Genomic DNA, 19,082 nt, shown 5'->3' with positions numbered 1-19,082 from the left:
TAAAATAAAAACAGTGCGACTTACCGCTTTGTTTTTAAGGCTGCAAAGATATGTTTTACTTCTTAAAATGGAAACTACTTTTCTCCTTTTTTTACCAAGAAAAATGGCGTCAATTAATTTGACGCCATTTTTTGCTAAAATATTTATAGTTGATTGTCCAAGTTTATGGATTAATGGTCCAGGAAACATAATATTGGGATCCTATATAACCTGTCCCAAATGCTGTATAATATTCATCTCCCAAAACATTGGAGGCTCCAAGTTTAAATGCTGATTTTATACTTGGCACATTATAGCTTATTTGGGCATCCACGACATGATAGGCCGGAATCTGTCCGTCACCAAAAGTAGCTTCCCATAAATAGGTATCACTCCATCTCCAAGCTACATTGAACCCAAAATTCTTAAATAGTTCCGTATTTCCAAAACTGGCCTTTACCTTGTGTTCGGGGGTATTAAAATTGGTTACAAAATCAGGATCATCCGCTTGATCAAAATCCAATTTTGCATAGGTATAGTTCATTCCAAGGTCATAATTGCCCCAAATTTTCATCTCAACGCCAAGCGCCGCTCCATAGGAATTTACATTGGCATCCGTATTGGTGTAAGACTGATATCCTTGCCAATCGCCACTGGCCAATGCCACAATAGCGGCAGGCAATGGACCTCCAGGAGTTGGGACCGTCTGGGTAAGTTGAACGTCACCGTAAAAAGGCACAACCACGTTCTCACCAGACAAGAAATCTTTATAGGCACTGTAATAGGCACTAACATCTAAAGTTACCTTGTTCAATTTACCACGATACCCAACTTCATAGGAAGTTACTTGCTCGGGCTTTACCAAATCTGGGTTGGCAATTTGCAGGTCTGCTGGATTTTGACTCTGGGAAAAAGCAGTAGCCGAACTGGCCGTAAAAGAATTGTTGTATACCCCTTCGCCACTAAAATCAATAGTTGGACTTCCAGTTATGGCGGTTCCTGTTGGACTTAAATCAAAAGGCCTGACATCTCTAGCCGGATTGTCTGGAGCACTACCCACAAGAATACCCCTACCCGCATTCAACCCAATATATAAATCCTGGGTGGTAGGGTTTCTAAACCCTGTCTGATAGGATGCTCTGAAATTGTGATTTCCACTTTCACCCGCGGTATATCCCAAAGACAACCTTGGAGAGAAAAACCCATCGAACAATTCTGATTTATCATAACGCAAGGAAGCAGTTAATTTTAAACGGTCATCTTCCATAAATTTCTTTTGCACCTGGGTATAAAGACCATATTCAGAATAGGTGATAGGTCCATCTGCATCCGTATAGATAGTTCCAGAAGAATTTAGTCGGTATTGCCTGTAAGACCCGCCCAACTGAATCTCCGCAAAATTGATCAAATGACTAAAATTATAATTGGCATCCGCATGATAAAACTTGGAATTATCCTGGAACTTGGACCCCTTTGTTAGATCGGGATCATTGATTACCCTATTAAATGCACTTTCAAATTCTGGGGTACCTGGAAGGTAACGTCCTGTGTCGGCAGCTTGTCTGGCCAGAATATGGGCTTGTTCAGAAGGAACATTTTGGGATACGGCTCCCACGTAGGTACCCACGTATTGTCCGAACCATGTGTTCCTGTCCTTCCAAATTTCATTGACATTGACGCCAGTAAACACCATATCATAGGAGCCTCCAGCTTTGTCCTCATTTAAATAACCCCTGATAAAGAAGTTATCATTTCTGATTTCCAATTTATGCTGCTGCATAAAAAACCCATCAATATTATATCTATTTGTTCCTTGATAAATGGTATTTCCCCTACCTACTTTACCTACATAGGCAATTTCAAAATCATCTTCAAAAGGACGATAATAAAGGCCCCAATCCGCCTTTATACTTTCCGCCTTATAATCGGTAAGGTCCCCTTCGTTATATCCGGTCCTACTTACTACTTGGGAAGGAATTAAAGCTACGGCAGCTGGGTTCAATAGGCCAGCTTCCACCATTGAAGCTGCCACTACCTGCATATTTTCGGAAACTTCATCACCATATACGTTTATACCGTCATAATCAGTTGAAGCCCTCGTGGCTCCGCCACCAATCTTTCCCATTTCATTATTGGCTGCCCAATCTGTTCCCCTTAAATAGGAGAAATTGACTTTTCCGGCAAACTTATCGCTGAACTTGTGCGCGGCCCTAATACCAAAATCGGTATAAGAATTATCGCCAGCTGCTTCTTGGGAAGTAATTCCTCTTTTGACATAGGCACTTATACCTGCATGGTCAAAAGGATTTTTACTGCGCATAAATAGTATTCCGTTAAAGGCATTGGCACCATATAGGGCAGAAGAAGCGCCTGGAAGTAATTCCACACTAAGCACATCCGTCTCTATCATCCCGATCAAGTTCCCCATTGGGAAGTTAAGAGCAGGCGTAGAGTTATCCATCCCATCTACCAATTGCATAAATCTCGTGTTGGCAAAAGTGGCAAAACCCCTTGTATTAATGGCCTTAAAAGTTAGACTATTGGTATTGATGTCCACTCCCTTTAGATTCTCCAAGCCGTCATAGAAATCGGCCGAGGCAGTATTTTGGATATCCTTAAGCCCAAATCTTTCCACCGTAACCGGGGATTCAAAAATACGCTCAGGGGTTCTGGAGGCAGAAATTACCACTTCATCCAAACTGGTCTGCTCTTCGTTTAAAACAATCGAAATAGTCTGATTGCTTTGGGTAATATTGGCTGTAGAAGCTACAAACCCAATACTAGTTATATTTAAGGTAAAAGGGGGGGCTTCACTAGTGTTCAAAATAAAATTACCATCAAAATCGGTTACTGTACCGATGGCTTTGCCCATAATTACAACATTGGCTCCTGGCACCGGGTCATTGTTCTGGTCCACCACATTCCCTTTAATTGTCGTTTGTGAATGCGCCAACATTCCAAACATGAAAAAGAATAATAGAAGCGTTGATCTCATAAAGTCTTGAGTTAAATTAGTATTAGTTATTGGTAAGATATCACCTAATAGCCAATATACACCAAATTTCAATCTGACGATAAAAAAATCAAATAAATTATGCATGCATAGTATTTTTTGTTCAAAATTTAACATTTTTTAATAAAAATTTGACAAAAAATAGGTTGAAAAAAAACGACATCCATAAATAGTAGCTATAATAACCACCATTTATGGATGTCGTTTTAACCTTTTTAAGATGGATTTTATTCCACTGTAACCGACTTTGCCAAGTTACGGGGTTGATCTACATTACACCCTCTCATTACCGCAATGTGATACGACAATAACTGCAATGGAATAGTAGTCAATAAAGGTGTTAGGCTCTCCAAGGTCTCAGGAATTTCAATAACATGGTCCGCCAAATCCTTAACCTGCACGTCGCCTTCAGTAACCACAGCGATAATTTTACCTTTTCGGGACTTAATTTCCTGTATATTACTTACTACTTTTTCATAATGGCCTTTATTGGTGGCTATGACAACAACAGGCATTTGCTCATCTATAAGGGCAATGGGCCCATGCTTCATTTCCGCCGCAGGATACCCTTCGGCATGTATGTAACTGATTTCCTTTAATTTCAAAGCGCCTTCCAAAGCTACCGGAAAGTTATACCCCCTACCCAAATACAGGCAGTTGGTAGAATCCTTATAGACATTGGCTATTATTTCTACCAATGTATTTGAAAGCAAAGCCTTTTCCACCTTGGAAGGAATATTTTCCAATTCGCTCAAGTACTCATGGAATCTCCTATTATCAAATGTTCCCTTTTCCTTAGCCAATTTTAATGCCAATAGAGTCAGTACCGTTATTTGCGTAGTAAAAGCCTTGGTTGAGGCCACCCCAATTTCTGGACCGGCATGGGTATAGGCACCTGCATCTGTTTCCCTAGCTATGGAAGAACCTACCACATTACACACCCCAAACACGAAAGCTCCCTTTTCCTTTGCCAATTTAATGGCCGCCAGCGTATCTGCCGTTTCCCCAGATTGCGAAATGGCAATAAGCACATCCTTATCCGTTATAACCGGGTTTCTATAGCGGAACTCTGAAGCATATTCCACTTCTACGGGAATCCTAGCCAAATCCTCAAAAATATATTCTGCCACCAATCCTGCATGCCAAGAAGTACCACATGCCACTATAATAATACGATTGGCATTTAGGAACTTTTCCAGGTTATCGTCAATACCTGCCATTTTAATAATCCCCTCCTTGGCCAAAAGGCGTCCCCGATAAGTATCCAGAATTGCCCTTGGTTGTTCGTAGATCTCCTTTAGCATAAAGTGATCAAAACCTCCCTTTTCAATTTCCTCCAGATTAAGTGCTAATTCTTGGATGGAGGGATAGGCTATGGCATCATCCTTTATTTTTCGTAATTTAATTTCCTTACCCAGTCTAATGACCGCCATTTCCTCATCTTCCAAATAAATGGCATTGTTGGTAAATTCTATAAACGGTGAAGCATCGGAAGCTATAAAAAACTCGTTCTCCCCAACACCAATGGCTAACGGACTTCCCAATTTGGCTACTACTATTTCATCCGGTTTTTGTTTATCGAAAACGGCAATAGCGTATGCTCCCACCACTTCGTTCAAAGCAATCTGCACAGCTTTTCCAAGCTTAACCCCTTCCTTGCGCTTCACTTCCTCTATAAGGTTAACCAAGACTTCCGTATCGGTTTCGGAAGAAAAAGTATAGCCCCTTTTACTTAATTCCTTTTTAATGGAATCATAATTTTCAATAATTCCGTTATGGATAATAACTAAATCTCCGGAATTGGAATAATGTGGATGTGAATTAACATCATTGGGGACACCATGTGTAGCCCATCTTGTATGGCCAATACCCACTTTCCCCTCTACGGAAATGGTGCTTTTGGCCTTATTCTTTAAATCCTCAACCTTTCCCTTGGTTTTGGATAAATTTATTTCGTTGCCATCGTATAATGCTATACCGGCACTGTCATAGCCTCTGTACTCTAAACGCTGAAGTCCTTTTATAATAATGGGGTAGGCATCCCTATGCCCAATATATCCAACAATTCCACACATAATTAAAGTTTAATGGTTAGTAAATAAAAAAAGGTTTTACATAACAAATTTAGCACCTTGTTATACAAAACCTTTAAACTTTTAGTTAATTAACGTAAAAAACCTATAAGTGGTATTTTTCTTGCTTTTAATTTGCCTTGGTGTAGAAAATTTCGAGTTTCAATTTATTTTCCTCCTGCCCACTAGGTAAATTATCACTACCGAAAAGCACAGTCCCGAAAGGATTTACAGAGGACATTACCGGTACTTGCCCCTCAGTACTATTGGCTAACATGGCCTTTCCCGTAGCGCTAATCCTTATATCAGAAGTCAATGTTAAGTTAAGGGTTGCATTAGTGGAATCCCTTACTATTATATCGTTAAGATAGTTGGTGATCTTAATCTTATAACTCTTACCCTTGCCGTTTACTTTGTTTAAACTACCATCATAATTAGTGAAATTACCAGCGTTGTAATCTTCTTCCGATTCCAGAAATTGATTATAGACTGGTCCATTGGTATTGTCCTTGAACAAATACAATTTTGAAGGTTCAATAACATTACCGGCCGCATCCAAAGTATTTCGATCTACGTAAAACACCAAATTTGCTTCATTTATGATCCAATTCTTGGATTTGATCTGATTAATGATCTCGTCTCCATTTATTTGGTCGAAAAGTTTAATTTGGGCAAAACTTCCCGCCCCACCTTTTAAGTAGATCTTAGATGCATTTTCCCCATTGTCCAGCCCACTAGTAATTTCAGCCGGATAGGCCTCATTGACAAAAGTATTTACGGCATTCCCTATTACAGAACCTGTACTAGTATCTCGCCTAATAAAATTCAATACAAATTCCCTCTCGTTTTCTATAATAGTGTCATCTACAGAGCTGGTTACACTATCATACTTATATTTAATGGTAATATTACCTTGGGTAATATCCAACAACACCAAAACATCATCCGAAACGGATAAATGAACACCCCTGAAAAATTCAGCAAAGTTGGCCTGACTCAATAATTCCGAGGAACCTTCTTTATCTAAAATATTCTGCTGAAAAAACGATGGATTCAAAGCAACCCTTATACCTGGGGCAATTCGGGTAGGAGCTTCTTCTGATTCATCCACATCCTCGGTTTCGGGATCGTCTTCCTGAAAAATTAATTCTTCTACATCCGTAACCTCCACAGTACCTTCAAACAATTGGTCAGAGACAAAGGTCGGGGAAAATACTTGGGATGAATAATACTGTTGCGCTTCCTGAAAATTGGTATTGGGATCTAAATCCCTAAGAAAATAGGTAGATCGTTCCACCTTAAAATTAAAAGATTCAGGAATATTTCCCGCAGCATCAAAAATACTGTCCAAATCATATTTTACCGGAAACCTATTTACCGCTGTATCGTCGTCCACACTATCATTTGTTCCATCCCCATCAGTATCCGCATTCAATGGATCGGTACCCAAAGCTTTCTCTTGAATATCCGTTAAAGTGTCACCATCACTATCACTATTGGCATCCTCTGGATCAGCATCAAACTTGTCCGCCACCCCGTCCAGATCAATATCCCCTGTTGGGTTTGTCAAAAATGGTATAAACAATATTACTTCCTCAACTGTTTCGTTCTCCATAATGGTAAGAGTACTGGAATCCGTATCAGCGGATTCTTCTACACTCGCAGAATAATTACCAAAAATTGGATTCGCCGATGACAATTGAACTTGAGTAGTTATACTCGCCTCCGTTTTCCCATAAAGAGGGTCGTTAAAATTCCCTAATTGATAAACCGGTAACTTATTGGTCCTAACTGCCTCTATTTTTTTGTTATAGGCAAAAACATCATACACGGCCCTGCCTGCAGTAAATGGCACATCTCCCACCACACCGCTGCCGATAGTTGTCAGATCCTCCTCACAGGAGCCAAGGACCACAACAAGCATCATACCTACCACAGTAGGTAATTTTAATCCTTTCAGTAAATTCATTTAGATTATTTTAATACTTTGGTGTTATAAAAATTCATGTAAGCTTCCTCAAACTCCTGTAAGGGGACAAATGGCAAAACAGGTTTTTCGAGCTTGGATATGTAGTCTTCCAATTCAGTCGGAATATCTTCTGCCGCTAAAATAACAGCATCGGCATAATCCACAGCAACTTTTAACAAATTATTATAATTGGGCTCTGCAAGGGCTTTTATACTTTCTTCCGGAACACCGTCGAAGACAATCTTTTTAACAAGGTCTTTATCCAATATACCATCAAAACCTTGCCCATAAACAGACATTATGATCTTGCTTTCGGAGAACAAAGGCTCATCGGCATAGAATTTTTTAAGATAAAGTGGAAGCAAGGACGCCATCCAACCATGAACATGTATAATATCCGGGGACCAATTCAATTTCTTGACCGTCTCTACCACCCCCTTGGCAAAGAAAATAGCCCTTTCGTCATTATCCGGAAATAAGTTTCCATCCTCATCGGTAAAGGTCGCCTTTCTTTTAAAGTATTCATCATTATCAATGAAATACACCTGGATACGCTCTCTGGGAATGGAGGCCACTTTTATGATCAATGGCATATCCATATCATTAATCACCAAATTCATCCCGGATAATCTTATTACCTCGTGCAATTGATGTCTACGTTCATTAATATTCCCAAACCTCGGCATAAAAATCCTTATCTGGCCGCCATTGCTATTGACCATTCTTGGGGTTTCGTAAGACATTAAGGAAACTTCGTTCTCTGGAAGATAGGGTACTAATTCTGAAGATACAAACAATATCTTTTTGCCATTCATAAAAGCAATATTTTATTAATAGAGTAAGAGAAAGTGCAAAATTACAAAAATTATGCAGATTAGCAGTAATTATAGTAAGTTTGCTCTCTTTTAAGTAAATCGAATGCAGTTAATTAACACTAAAAAGGAACTTAAGGCGTATCTATCCTCCCAGGGAAAAACAAAAACAATAGGTTTGGTACCTACTATGGGGGCATTGCATTTGGGGCATATATCCTTGGTTAAAAAATCGGTTGAAGAAAATGACCTTACACTGGTAAGCATTTTTGTAAACCCTACCCAGTTCAATAACAAGGAGGATCTTGAGAAGTACCCAAGCACATTGGAAGCCGATATAACCTTATTAAAAGCAGTTACGGATAAGATAGTAGTTTTCGCCCCAACTGCCTCCGAAATATATTCCGGTGAAGTTACCTCCAATACATACGATTTCGAAGGATTGGAAAATGTTATGGAAGGTGAATTTAGAAAAGGACATTTTGACGGTGTGGGAACTATTGTTGAAAAACTATTGCGCTTGATCTCACCAACAAGGGCATACTTTGGTGAAAAGGACTTTCAACAATTTCGAATCATCAAAAAACTGGTCGAAATAGCCAATTTACCTATAGAAATAATAGGCTGCCCTATTGTTAGGGAAGCCAACGGTTTGGCCATGAGTTCCAGAAACGAACGATTGGACAAGGAACTAAGACAAGAGGCTGCCTTTATTTACAAAACCTTAAGAGCTGCCAAACATAAATTTGGCACGAAAAGTGCTAATTTTGTATTGGATTGGGTTAAAAAACAATTTAACGCCCATCCAAAATTAAAACTGGAATATTTTAAAATAGCCGATGTAGACCAATTGAAACCAGTTGTAAGAAAAAATAAAAAATTAAAATACAGGGGCTTTATTGCCGTTTATGCCGCAGATGTTAGACTAATAGATAACATTGCCCTATAAAGTTTGTAAGCCAATTCCAAAATGCTTCCAATAATTAAATTGGAAATGTAATCAGCATAAATTATTAACTTTGTCCCATGCAAATAGAAGTAGTAAAATCTAAAATACACCGCGTAAAAGTTACTGGTGCTGACCTCAACTATATAGGCAGTATTACCATTGATGAGGATTTAATGGACGCGGCGAATATTATTAGAGGTGAAAAAGTTCAAATTGTCAATAACGACAATGGCGAAAGACTGGAGACCTACGCTATTCCGGGAGCAAGGGGTAGTGGTGAGGTAACCCTGAACGGCGCTGCAGCCAGAAAGGTAGCTGTTGGCGATGTTTTAATTCTAATAACCTATGCTACCATGGACATTGAATTGGCCAAAAAATTCAACCCATCCTTGGTTTTCCCCAATGAGGAAACCAATCTTTTGACCTAGTTTTGAAGTCTTCCGTTAAGAATACCTTAAAAACAATTCTCCCAATACTATTGGGTGTTTTTTTAGTTTGGTATTCCTACTATTCCACTTCTGAGGAGGATAGATCGGAAATTATTCATTACATAAAAAATGCCGATCTTTTTTGGGTAGGGGTATCCGTTTTTTTAGGAATCCTTACACACCTATCCAGAGCAGTAAGGTGGAATTATTTGTTGGATCCCTTAGGATATAAGCCAAAACTGTTCAACAATATATTGATCATATTAACGGCCTATTTTACAAACTTGGGCATACCAAGGTCAGGAGAAATATTAAGGGCTACCGCATTGGCCACCTACGAGCATGTTCCTTTCCAAAAAGGATTTGGAACCATTGTTACAGAGAGGGTCATCGATTTGGTTATGCTCTTTCTGATCGTGGCCATAGCACTCATTCTTCAAACCGAAATTATATGGAATTTCCTCCAACAAAAAGGCTTTAATCTTGTATTCATTCTAGTACTACTTGGTTGCGCGATTATAGCCATGACATTGGGGATGTATCTCGTAAAAAAATCACAATCAAAATTTGCCCTAAAACTAAAAACATTTTTAAAAGGGCTATTAGAGGGCATCCTCAGCATTTTTAAAATAAAGAATAAATGGGGTTTTGTTTTACACACCCTATTTATATGGCTCGCCTATATAGCCATGTTTTGGGTAATTAAATATACGGTTTTGGAAACCGTGGACCTGAGCGTAAGTCAGTTATTGGTAGCCTTTGTGGCAGGAGCCTTTGCCATGTCTGCCACCAATGGCGGAATTGGTATTTATCCCATTGCCGTCAGTAGCGCATTGGCCATATTTGGCATTAGCAAGGTTTCAGGGGATGCTTTTGGATGGATTATGTGGATTTCACAAACTTTAATGATAGTAGTTTTTGGTGCAATATCTTTTCTGATTTTACCGTTATGGAACAGAAACAAATAGTCTTCTATTGCCCAAATACTGTTCTATGCAACGTTTTTTTACTCTATTGGCCTTGTTTGTCTACTTTGGCAGCAATGCACAGGTAACCCAAGAAATATTCGAATCCTTTAAATTACAGGAGCGAAGGGATGTACAATACTACTTTCCTGAAAGCTACACCGCCGAGAAAAAATATCCGATCATTGTAGTTCTAGATGGGGAATACCTGTTTGATCAAGTGGTGGCCAATGCAAAATTTTACAGTAATTTTCACGGTATGCCCGAAGCCATTGTAGTTGGTGTTCAACAATCCAAAAATAATTTAAGGAATCTGGATTGTGGTTTTGAGCCCGATAGTGGACTACCCTCCGAAAAGGGCAAATTGTTTTTCGAATTTTTGGGGATGGAACTTATTCCCTATTTGGAAACCAAATTCAGTACGGCCCCTTTTAAAATGTTCGTGGGATATGATATTACCGCCAATTTCGGAAACTTTTACCTATTTAAGGACGATTCCTTATTTAATGCCTATATAAGCATTTCGCCCTATTTGGCCCCAGAAATGGAAACCAGGGTACCTTCCAGGTTATCGGTCATGAAAAAGAAAATTTTCTACCAATTGATTTTGGAAGGCGAAAAAAGTGAAAATAGCAATAGAGTATTGGCGCTGAACGAAACATTAAAAGGTATGGAATCTGATAATCTCCGATATTTCTTTGATCAGTACGAGAATGCCGACCATATTTCGGTAGCCACCTACGGTATTGGAAAAGCCTTCGACAATATCTTCGGCATGTTCAAACCCATAAGTCCGAAGGAGTACAAAGAAAAGATTTTGACCCAAGTAGGACCTGTATTTGATTATTTGGCAGATAAACAAGCGTCCATCGAAAATCTTTTCGGCTTTAGAAAAACAACTAGCCTAAACGATATTATGGCTATTTATGCCGCCTCAAGAAAAAAGGAGGACTTTGAATCCCTGAAGCCCTTATCAGACCTCTGTAAAAAAGAGTATCCAAATACCATGTTGGGCTTTTATTTTGAAGGTGAATATTACGAGCAATTGGGCGAACCTAAAAAAGCCCTTAGGACTTTTGAAAAGGCTTTTGGCATGGAAGAAATAGATTTTCTTACCAAAGAAATGGCCTTGGAAAAAATTGATGCCCTCAAAGCAGATTTTGGATACTAAAAAAAAGCTTTGCCCTTAATGCATAGGGAGAACTAATAAATCCTGAAAAGCAGAAGTTTATATTCCAGCTATTGGCACTATCCTATAACCATTAATCCGTGTTGTTGGGGAATATATCTTCCTATTACTTATTTAACTATAATACACTTGGTATCATTTTAACCCAAGTGCTTAAAACGCTACCTCCTTTTCAAACTTCTTATTACCTTAGCGCAAACCATAATTTAAATAATGGCCAAAACAAAAACCGCCTTTTTTTGTCAGAACTGTGGAACACAATACGCCAAGTGGGTAGGACAATGTGGGGCATGCAAGCAATGGAACACCGTAGTGGAGGAAGTTATCCAAAAAGAGGAAAAAGTATCTTGGAAAAGTACTTCTCCTTCTGCAAAAAAGGTTGCAAAACCCTTAAGGGTCAATGAAATTAGTACGGACCGGGAAATTAGGCTCAACACTTTCGATTTGGAGTTTAACAGAGTGCTCGGCGGAGGATTGGTTCCTGGATCCCTAACCCTTTTGGGCGGGGAACCTGGTGTTGGAAAAAGTACCTTATTGTTGCAGATAGCCCTTAAACTTCCATACAAAACCTTATATGTTTCCGGGGAAGAGAGTCAAAAACAAATTAAAATGCGTGCCGATCGCATTCACCCGAATAGCGAAACCTGTTTTATCCTTACAGAGACCAAAACCCAAAATATCTTTCAACAGATCGAGGCCACAGAGCCCGATATTGTGGTCATAGATTCCATACAGACCCTTCATACAGATTATATTGAGTCTACCGCAGGCAGTATTTCCCAGATACGGGAATGCACCGCAGAACTCATCAAATTTGCCAAGGAAACCAATACCCCTGTAATCCTCATTGGACATATCACAAAAGACGGCACTATTGCCGGTCCCAAAATATTGGAGCATATGGTAGATACCGTACTGCAGTTTGAGGGCGATAGAAATTACGTTTACCGTATCCTAAGATCACTAAAAAACCGTTTTGGGTCCACCTCCGAATTAGGAATATATGAAATGCAGGGAAGTGGTTTGAGAGAGGTCAACAATCCGTCCGAAATACTAATTTCCAAGAACGATGAAGGATTAAGCGGTACATCCATTGCTTCTACCGTAGAGGGCATGCGCCCACTGATGATAGAAATACAAGCCTTGGTAAGCACCGCCGTGTATGGCACGCCACAGCGTTCTACCACAGGTTACAATGCTAAGCGATTGAACATGCTTTTGGCCGTTCTGGAAAAAAGAGCCGGATTTAAATTGGCAGCAAAAGATGTTTTTCTCAATATCACCGGGGGTATTTCCGTTGATGACCCCGCCATTGATCTAGCTGTTATTGCGGCCATCCTCTCCAGTAACGAGGACATTCCCATAGAAAAGGGGGTGTGTTTTGCTGCCGAGGTAGGTCTCGCTGGTGAAATTAGACCGGTACAACGTATAGATCAACGTATTTTGGAGGCAGAAAAACTGGGTTTCAGCACTATCTATGTTTCCAAAAACAACAAGATAACCTTAAAAAATACCCAAATACAAATACAATTGGCCTCCAAAATCGAAGATGTAGCCAATAGTCTATTCTCCTAATGCCCGCTTAAGTATTTGCTATTTTTTTGAATTGAACATCCTTGCCAAAACCATCATCAGAACCACGACCACTACAATTAAGCCTAGTTGCCAGAAACCTACTTTTAAAAAATTTATCGCCATCATATCCTCAGGGAGCTGGGTTTGGAATTTCGTTATGTATCGCCTCAATACCCTTAAGCACTTCCTCGCTTAATTGCACCTCTATACTCCCAATATTTTCCTTGAGCTGATCCATAGTTGTGGCGCCAATGATATTGGAGGTCAGAAATGGTCTTGAATTTACAAAGGCAAGCGCCATCTGAGCCAATGACAAATCGTTGGCCTGAGCCAATTCATAATATTTTTGGGTAGCCCTAACAGCTGTTTCACTACTATATCTATTGTAATTGGGAAAAAGCGTAACCCTTGTGTTCTCGGGCTTCCTATTCCCCAAGTACTTGCCACTCAAGGTGCCAAACCCCAAAGGCGAATAGGCCAACAAGCCTAAATTTTCACGATGCGCTATTTCTGCCAATCCAACTTCAAAAAGCCTATTCAGAAGACTATAAGGGTTCTGAATGGTAATGATTCTTGGTAAACTGGAATGCACCTTACTTTCTTCCAAATACCTCATAGCACCCCACGGGGTTTCATTGGAAATGCCCACATGTCTTATTTTCCCCTCTCTTACAAGGTCTCTTAGAGCTTCCAATATCTGATGAATATTGTCTTCCCAATGATCAGAAATACTATGCCTGTATCCCCTTTTTCCAAAAAAATTGGTAGTTCTATCAGGCCAATGCAGCTGGTAAAGATCCAGATAATCTGTCTGCAACCGTTTTAAACTTCCTTCTACTGCCGATTTTATGGTTTCGCGGTTAATCCCCGTGGTTCTAATGAACTTCGTCATTTCCCCCTTTCCTACAATTTTAGACGCCAAAATTACCTTGTCGCGATTTCTTTTCTTTTTAAACCAATTGCCTATAATTCTTTCGGTGTCCGCATACCGTTCCTTTGTAGCAGGAATGGGATACAATTCTGCCGTATCAAAAAAATTGATTCCCTGTTCCAAGGCATAATCCATCTGCTCGTGACCTTCTTCTTCTGTATTCTGTCGGCCCCAGGTCATGGTACCTAGACATATTTTACTTACTTCAATATCGGTATGGGGGAGATTGGTGTACTTCATATTTTGCTATTGCTTTGTTATTATCAATTTATTTACAGGAAAGGTAATCAGTTCTAATCCAATTCAACCAAAATAGGACAATGATCACTATGAACGGCCTGGGACAAAATTACGGAACGTTTTAAACGACTCACCAAGGGTCTGCTGACCAACCCATAATCAAGCCTCCACCCCTTATTATTGGCACGGGAGTTGGCCCTATAGCTCCACCAGGTATAATTATCGGGTTCCTTGTTAAAATGCCTGAAGCTATCTACAAACCCCTTGTCCATAAAATTTCCGATCCATTCCCTTTCAACAGGTAAAAAACCGGAAACATTTTTGTTTCTGACCGGATCATGAATATCTATTGCTTCGTGACAAATGTTGTAATCCCCGCAAATAACAAGATTTGGTTTCTCCTTTTTTAGCTCATCGACATAGTCTTGGAAATCGGCCATATACTGCAGTTTATGCTCCAAACGGGCTATATTGGTGCCCGAGGGCAAATAAAGGCTCATGACCGAGACTCCGTTAAAATCGGCCCTAAGATTGCGCCCCTCAAAATCCATATAGTCTATGCCTGTTCCGTATTCCACATGGTCGGGTTCTGTTTTGGCAAGAATGGCCACACCACTGTACCCTTTCTTTTGGGCACTGTACCAGTAGTGATAGTGGTAGCCCAAGGCCTCAAAAACTGCAAGGTCCAATTGATCTTTATTAGCCTTGATTTCTTGCAAACAGACCACATCGGGATTAACGCTTTTTAGCCAATCCAAAAATCCTTTGTTTACTGCGGCCCTGATCCCATTTACGTTATAAGAAACAATTTTCATTTAAATTTATTTATACCACACCTAGCTTTCCTAAATTCCAAAGGAAAGCTCGTGTTCTTTAATTTACTTCAATATCAATTTCTCCTAAAAATATGGCTAAAAATAGCCAATGTTTTTTGTAACCGAAAAGACGGAGCAAAATAGTTGACATTTAAACTTATTTTTAAGTACCCAATCCATGATCCCTTTTAGTTTCAGTAGAAAAAAATCAGATAATATTCCTTAAGTTTGAGACTTAAATTAAATGCATGAAATCCTCCTTAAAATTTCTATTTGCCATAATTTTTCTATTTGTATCAAATGCACAGGAACCTATACAAAGAGATAGCATCACTGAACTGGACGAAGTAATCCTTTTGGATTCCCTTCAATCGGCCACAGATAATGGCATTATAGCTACTAAAATTATTGGCCCCAAGGTATTTCAGAACTATAGTCCCGTAGATATGGTTTCGGCAATCAATCAAATATCCGGAGTTTATATATTGTCCGGGGCTCTAAACACCAATAGGATCACCATAAGGGGTGTAGGTGCAAGAACATTGTTCGGAACCGACAAATTAAGACTTTACTATAATGATATCCCCATAACAAATGGTTCGGGTTTCTCTACCATTGAATCTTTCGATTTGGAAAATCTAAGTGCTGTGGAGGTGATCAAGGGCCCAAAAGCTACTAATTATGGTGCAAATTTAGGTGGGGCAATTTTATTGAATTCCAAACAGTCCAATATAGGGTCTACCTACTTCAGAAACAACTTTACCATAGGCTCCTACAATCTTTTAAAGAACAATCTCCAGTTTAGCCTTAAAGAGAACAAGATGGCTCTAAACCTACATTATGGCTATTTGGAGACCGATGGCTATAGGGAAAACAACAAATTTAAACGCGAAGGTCTACTCCTGGATTTGAATTATCAAATAAATCCCAAAACCAACATTGGCCTTCTTTTCAACCATGTTGATTACAACGCCCAGATACCTAGTTCTTTGGGAGAGACCGATTTTAAGGAAAATCCCACCAAGGCCGCTTTTACTTGGAAATCTGCCAAGGGGTACGAGGATAACAAATATACTCTGGCAGGCCTTACATTAAATCACGCCTTTTCAGATAAATTGAAAAACACCAGCAGTATTTTCTATTCCTATTTGGGTCACTACGAGCCCAGACCATTTGGGATTTTGGAAGAATACACCCACGGTTATGGTTTCCGGACAAAGTTCGCCGGTACTTGGACTACCAATGAATCCAAGATCGACTACAATTTTGGTGCAGAATTATACAAGGATGAATACCAATGGAGCGAATTTGAAAATCTATATCAAGATAACAACGGACAAGGAAGTTTACAGGGCGATCAATTTGCCGACAACAAAGAATTTAGGCGACAGTTCAATGCTTTTGGGAATCTACTTATCCCTTTTGGGAAGGCTTTTTCCTCCCAAATTGGGCTAAACGTGAACAAAACCTATTACGATTTCAGGGACGAATTCAATCAAGGGGTGGACAATAAAAGTGCGGAAAGGGATTTTAACGCTATTGTGCTACCCAGCCTAAACCTCAACTATAGTTTTTCAGCAGTAAATTCAATCTACGCCAATATAAGTAGAGGATTTTCCAATCCCACGGTGGAGGAAACCCTAACTCCGGACGGGGTAATTAACCCTGATATTGCCCAAGAAACGGGTACTAACTATGAAATAGGCACTAGATTTCGCCTACTAGATCAAAGATTAAATCTAAATATGGCCATTTACAGGATGGATATCAAAAATTTACTGGTAGCCCAAAGGGTGGGCGAAGATCAATATATTGGCAAGAATGCGGGCAAGACCAAACATCAAGGGCTGGAGTTGGATATGGAATATAATTGGGATATTACCTCCAAGCTAAGGGTAACCCCTTTTATTAGCTATACTTACAACGATCACAGTTTTGTGACCTTTGTAGACGAGGACAACAATTATTCTGGAAATCCATTGACAGGGGTACCCAAAAACAGGTTAAATTCTGGCCTACAAGCTCAACTCAACAATAAATTTTATTGGTATTCCACCCATCAATATGTAGGGGAAATTCCTATGACGGATGCCAATAGTCTCTACAGTGAAGCCTTTAATGTAGTGAACAGTAAAGTGGGGTATAAAAATCAGTTGGGAAAAAGGCTATCGATGGACATAGCCTTTGGGATCAACAATATCTTCGATGTCAACTATGCCCAATCCGTACTTATCAACACAACAGGATTTGGCGGGGCCGAGCCCAGGTACTACTATCCCGGAAACGACAGGAATTACTATGGAAGCTTGAGGTTGGGGTATAGCTTGTAAATAATTTAATTACCAGCTTCAATGTGCTGTATTGCCATTTCTAGCACCTCATCCCTTCCTTCCAAAATTCCCGAAATTGTAGGTTTCACCTCATAATTCAGTCTTATCCCATTTCGCTGAGTTTCGGTTCCATCCGGATAGAAAACCCCTATTCCTGATATCCAAGTTGATAGTCCTCCTGGCAGTTCCATTTTACTAACATTGCCGTCAGCTCCAGCAGTTTGACTCCCAATAGTGGTGACCTGATCACCAGTCTGTAAACACATAGCTGTAAATTCTCCAAAACTTTGGGTGAATTCATTTACCAATAAGACAATTCTATTGGTATATTTAAATCCTTTCGGGTTACCAACCTTCATATATTTCTCATAGGTATACCTGCCAGGATAGTTTAATACTGGCCGCGTAAAATTTACAAATTCCTTGGGTTCCGAATTCAAATATGATACAATAGAATACAAGGTGTTTTTAGGATAATTTCTAATATCAAAGATAATCGCTTTTGTATTTATTAAACTGTCCATCATTCCAGAAACGTCATCACGCTCAAGAAAACCCATATGAACGTAACCAATATTGTTCTCCAGAATACGCCATTTATCCTTTACAGGCCTCTTATAATTGAAATCTTCAAAAAAATACCGACCAACTTTTTTTGACTGCAATTTGTTATTTCTAAGATATTCAACTTGCACAGAGTCTGTTGAACCATTAAAAATTGAATAACTATTGTTTCTCAATTTTGTAGTTTGATTTGACCCATGGATATATTTATCATTATCATTGATTATTCTATAGATACTTTTTCCATTTACTTTTGTAAACACGTCTCCAACTTGAATATCATTCAGTAGGGCCAATGAATCGTTATAAAAGCCTAATACTACAGCCCTATCATCTATTATCTTGTAATAAGCCGCTATATATTTTTTGCCAAAATATTCCTTGGTGATTTCTGTAAAAAAGCCAGCATGGCTATCATCAATCTTAACCACAAGCTCCAAAAGGGATAAATGATAGTCCAACTCGGAATTAACATTCAAGAATTTAGGTATCATCTCCTTCAGAACTTCGTCCCAATCTTCTTCCATTTGGTATTTATACGGAAAAAAATATTCAATGTTATTCCAATAACTAAACAGTGTCAGTATTCTTAAATTCCTATTATCCCAGGTAAAATCCTCATAAACTTTCTCATTTTCAAATTTTATATTTTGGGCACCCTTATCAATACTAGCATAGAATTGCTTGCCCAACGCCCTATTCTCTTCAATAAATTTAAGTTTTGCATGCAATTCGTCTGAAATCAGAAGACCATCTTGCATCCAGGATAAATCAAAATTTTTGTCGAAATAATCCCGCTTGGATAACTTTAGGCATTTACTACAATTATTGACTTTACCCAAGGATTCAATCCAAGCAATACATATTTTTGAAAATTCATCTTTTGTGTTTGCCTTTTCTATTAGTGGTAAAATCTCAAATAATTGCTTATCCCAGTCAAATTTACCATTGGCGACATTTGGATGATAGTATTTCAAGAAACCCCAAACTTTGGCCGTAGCAAATAACTTGTCGTTATAGGATATCGATCTCTGTGCCAAAAGAAAATTCGTTCCACAAAAAAACAGCAATATAAATCGTTTAACTAGATTCATTCGAATGGTTTAACATTAGTAAACAAGGGGAAGTTATTTCAAAAATAGAAAAGAATATCCGGTCACTAATTGAAGCAATAGTTAAACTAAACCAAAAATTTAAAAACAAAATCGAAGATTGATACCTATGTATATCTAATTACAACATTAACCCATT

At 39.0% G+C, this 19,082-nt stretch carries 13 protein-coding genes; 6 read left to right on the top strand and 7 right to left on the bottom strand.

The genetic code is table 11. The features are described 5' to 3' along the window. Positions 1 to 163: 163 nt before the first annotated feature. From MWU84_RS02030 to MWU84_RS02015, 4 genes are all read right to left on the bottom strand, one after another. Complete coding sequence (locus MWU84_RS02030; protein WP_246897642.1) at positions 164 to 2,974, bottom strand: TonB-dependent receptor; 2,811 nt, start codon at positions 2,972 to 2,974, stop codon at positions 164 to 166. Positions 2,975 to 3,219: 245 nt separating this feature from the next. Then, positions 3,220 to 5,067 (bottom strand): glutamine--fructose-6-phosphate transaminase (isomerizing), encoded by a 1,848-nt coding sequence (glmS, locus tag MWU84_RS02025; RefSeq protein WP_246897640.1) that lies wholly within the window; start codon positions 5,065 to 5,067, stop codon positions 3,220 to 3,222. A 127-nt stretch (positions 5,068 to 5,194) separates the two neighbouring features. Beyond that, entirely contained in the window at positions 5,195 to 7,033 is a 1,839-nt protein-coding gene (locus tag MWU84_RS02020) for a DUF4270 domain-containing protein (protein ID WP_246897637.1), read from the bottom strand. A 5-nt stretch (positions 7,034 to 7,038) separates the two neighbouring features. Continuing rightward, positions 7,039 to 7,848 carry a glycogen/starch synthase gene (locus MWU84_RS02015; RefSeq protein WP_246897635.1) on the bottom strand — a complete coding sequence of 270 codons (810 nt, stop codon included), beginning with the start codon at positions 7,846 to 7,848 and terminating at the stop codon, positions 7,039 to 7,041. A 103-nt stretch (positions 7,849 to 7,951) separates the two neighbouring features. Between MWU84_RS02015 and panC the strand changes: the two genes are divergently transcribed. The 5 genes from panC (at position 7,952) to radA (ending at position 12,951) form a co-directional block, all read left to right on the top strand. Beyond that, positions 7,952 to 8,794 carry a pantoate--beta-alanine ligase gene (panC, locus tag MWU84_RS02010; protein WP_246897633.1) on the top strand — a complete coding sequence of 281 codons (843 nt, stop codon included), beginning with the start codon at positions 7,952 to 7,954 and terminating at the stop codon, positions 8,792 to 8,794. Positions 8,795 to 8,871: 77 nt separating this feature from the next. Continuing rightward, positions 8,872 to 9,222 carry an aspartate 1-decarboxylase gene (gene panD / locus MWU84_RS02005; protein WP_072860413.1) on the top strand — a complete coding sequence of 117 codons (351 nt, stop codon included), beginning with the start codon at positions 8,872 to 8,874 and terminating at the stop codon, positions 9,220 to 9,222. Between the two features lie 2 nt (positions 9,223 to 9,224). Continuing rightward, positions 9,225 to 10,190 (top strand): lysylphosphatidylglycerol synthase transmembrane domain-containing protein, encoded by a 966-nt coding sequence (locus MWU84_RS02000; RefSeq protein WP_246897630.1) that lies wholly within the window; start codon positions 9,225 to 9,227, stop codon positions 10,188 to 10,190. 25 nt (positions 10,191 to 10,215) lie between these two features. After that, the gene (locus MWU84_RS01995) at positions 10,216 to 11,358 is read left to right on the top strand and encodes an alpha/beta hydrolase-fold protein (RefSeq protein ID WP_246897628.1); all 1,143 of its coding nucleotides are present in this window, start codon (positions 10,216 to 10,218) and stop codon (positions 11,356 to 11,358) included. Positions 11,359 to 11,589: 231 nt separating this feature from the next. Continuing rightward, the gene (gene radA / locus MWU84_RS01990; protein WP_246897626.1) at positions 11,590 to 12,951 is read left to right on the top strand and encodes a DNA repair protein RadA; all 1,362 of its coding nucleotides are present in this window, start codon (positions 11,590 to 11,592) and stop codon (positions 12,949 to 12,951) included. Positions 12,952 to 13,081: 130 nt separating this feature from the next. On the opposite strand, the gene MWU84_RS01985 is transcribed toward radA, so the two are convergent. Beyond that, entirely contained in the window at positions 13,082 to 14,122 is a 1,041-nt protein-coding gene (locus MWU84_RS01985; RefSeq protein ID WP_246897624.1) for an NADP(H)-dependent aldo-keto reductase, read from the bottom strand. 53 nt (positions 14,123 to 14,175) lie between these two features. Next, positions 14,176 to 14,937 (bottom strand): exodeoxyribonuclease III, encoded by a 762-nt coding sequence (locus MWU84_RS01980; protein ID WP_246897622.1) that lies wholly within the window; start codon positions 14,935 to 14,937, stop codon positions 14,176 to 14,178. 248 nt (positions 14,938 to 15,185) lie between these two features. On the opposite strand from MWU84_RS01980, the gene MWU84_RS01975 reads away from it, so the two are divergent. Beyond that, positions 15,186 to 17,267, top strand: a complete 2,082-nt coding sequence (locus tag MWU84_RS01975) for a TonB-dependent receptor (RefSeq protein ID WP_246897620.1) — start codon at positions 15,186 to 15,188, stop codon at positions 17,265 to 17,267. Positions 17,268 to 17,272: 5 nt separating this feature from the next. Here MWU84_RS01975 and MWU84_RS01970 read toward each other — a convergent pair whose 3' ends face one another. Beyond that, entirely contained in the window at positions 17,273 to 18,925 is a 1,653-nt protein-coding gene (locus tag MWU84_RS01970) for a S41 family peptidase (protein ID WP_246897618.1), read from the bottom strand. Between the last annotated feature and the right edge of the window lie 157 nt (positions 18,926 to 19,082).

Source organism: Arenibacter sp. F20364, from assembly GCF_023015905.1.
Lineage (GTDB): Bacteria > Bacteroidota > Bacteroidia > Flavobacteriales > Flavobacteriaceae > Arenibacter.
This window is presented reverse-complemented; position numbering and strand designations above follow the sequence as displayed.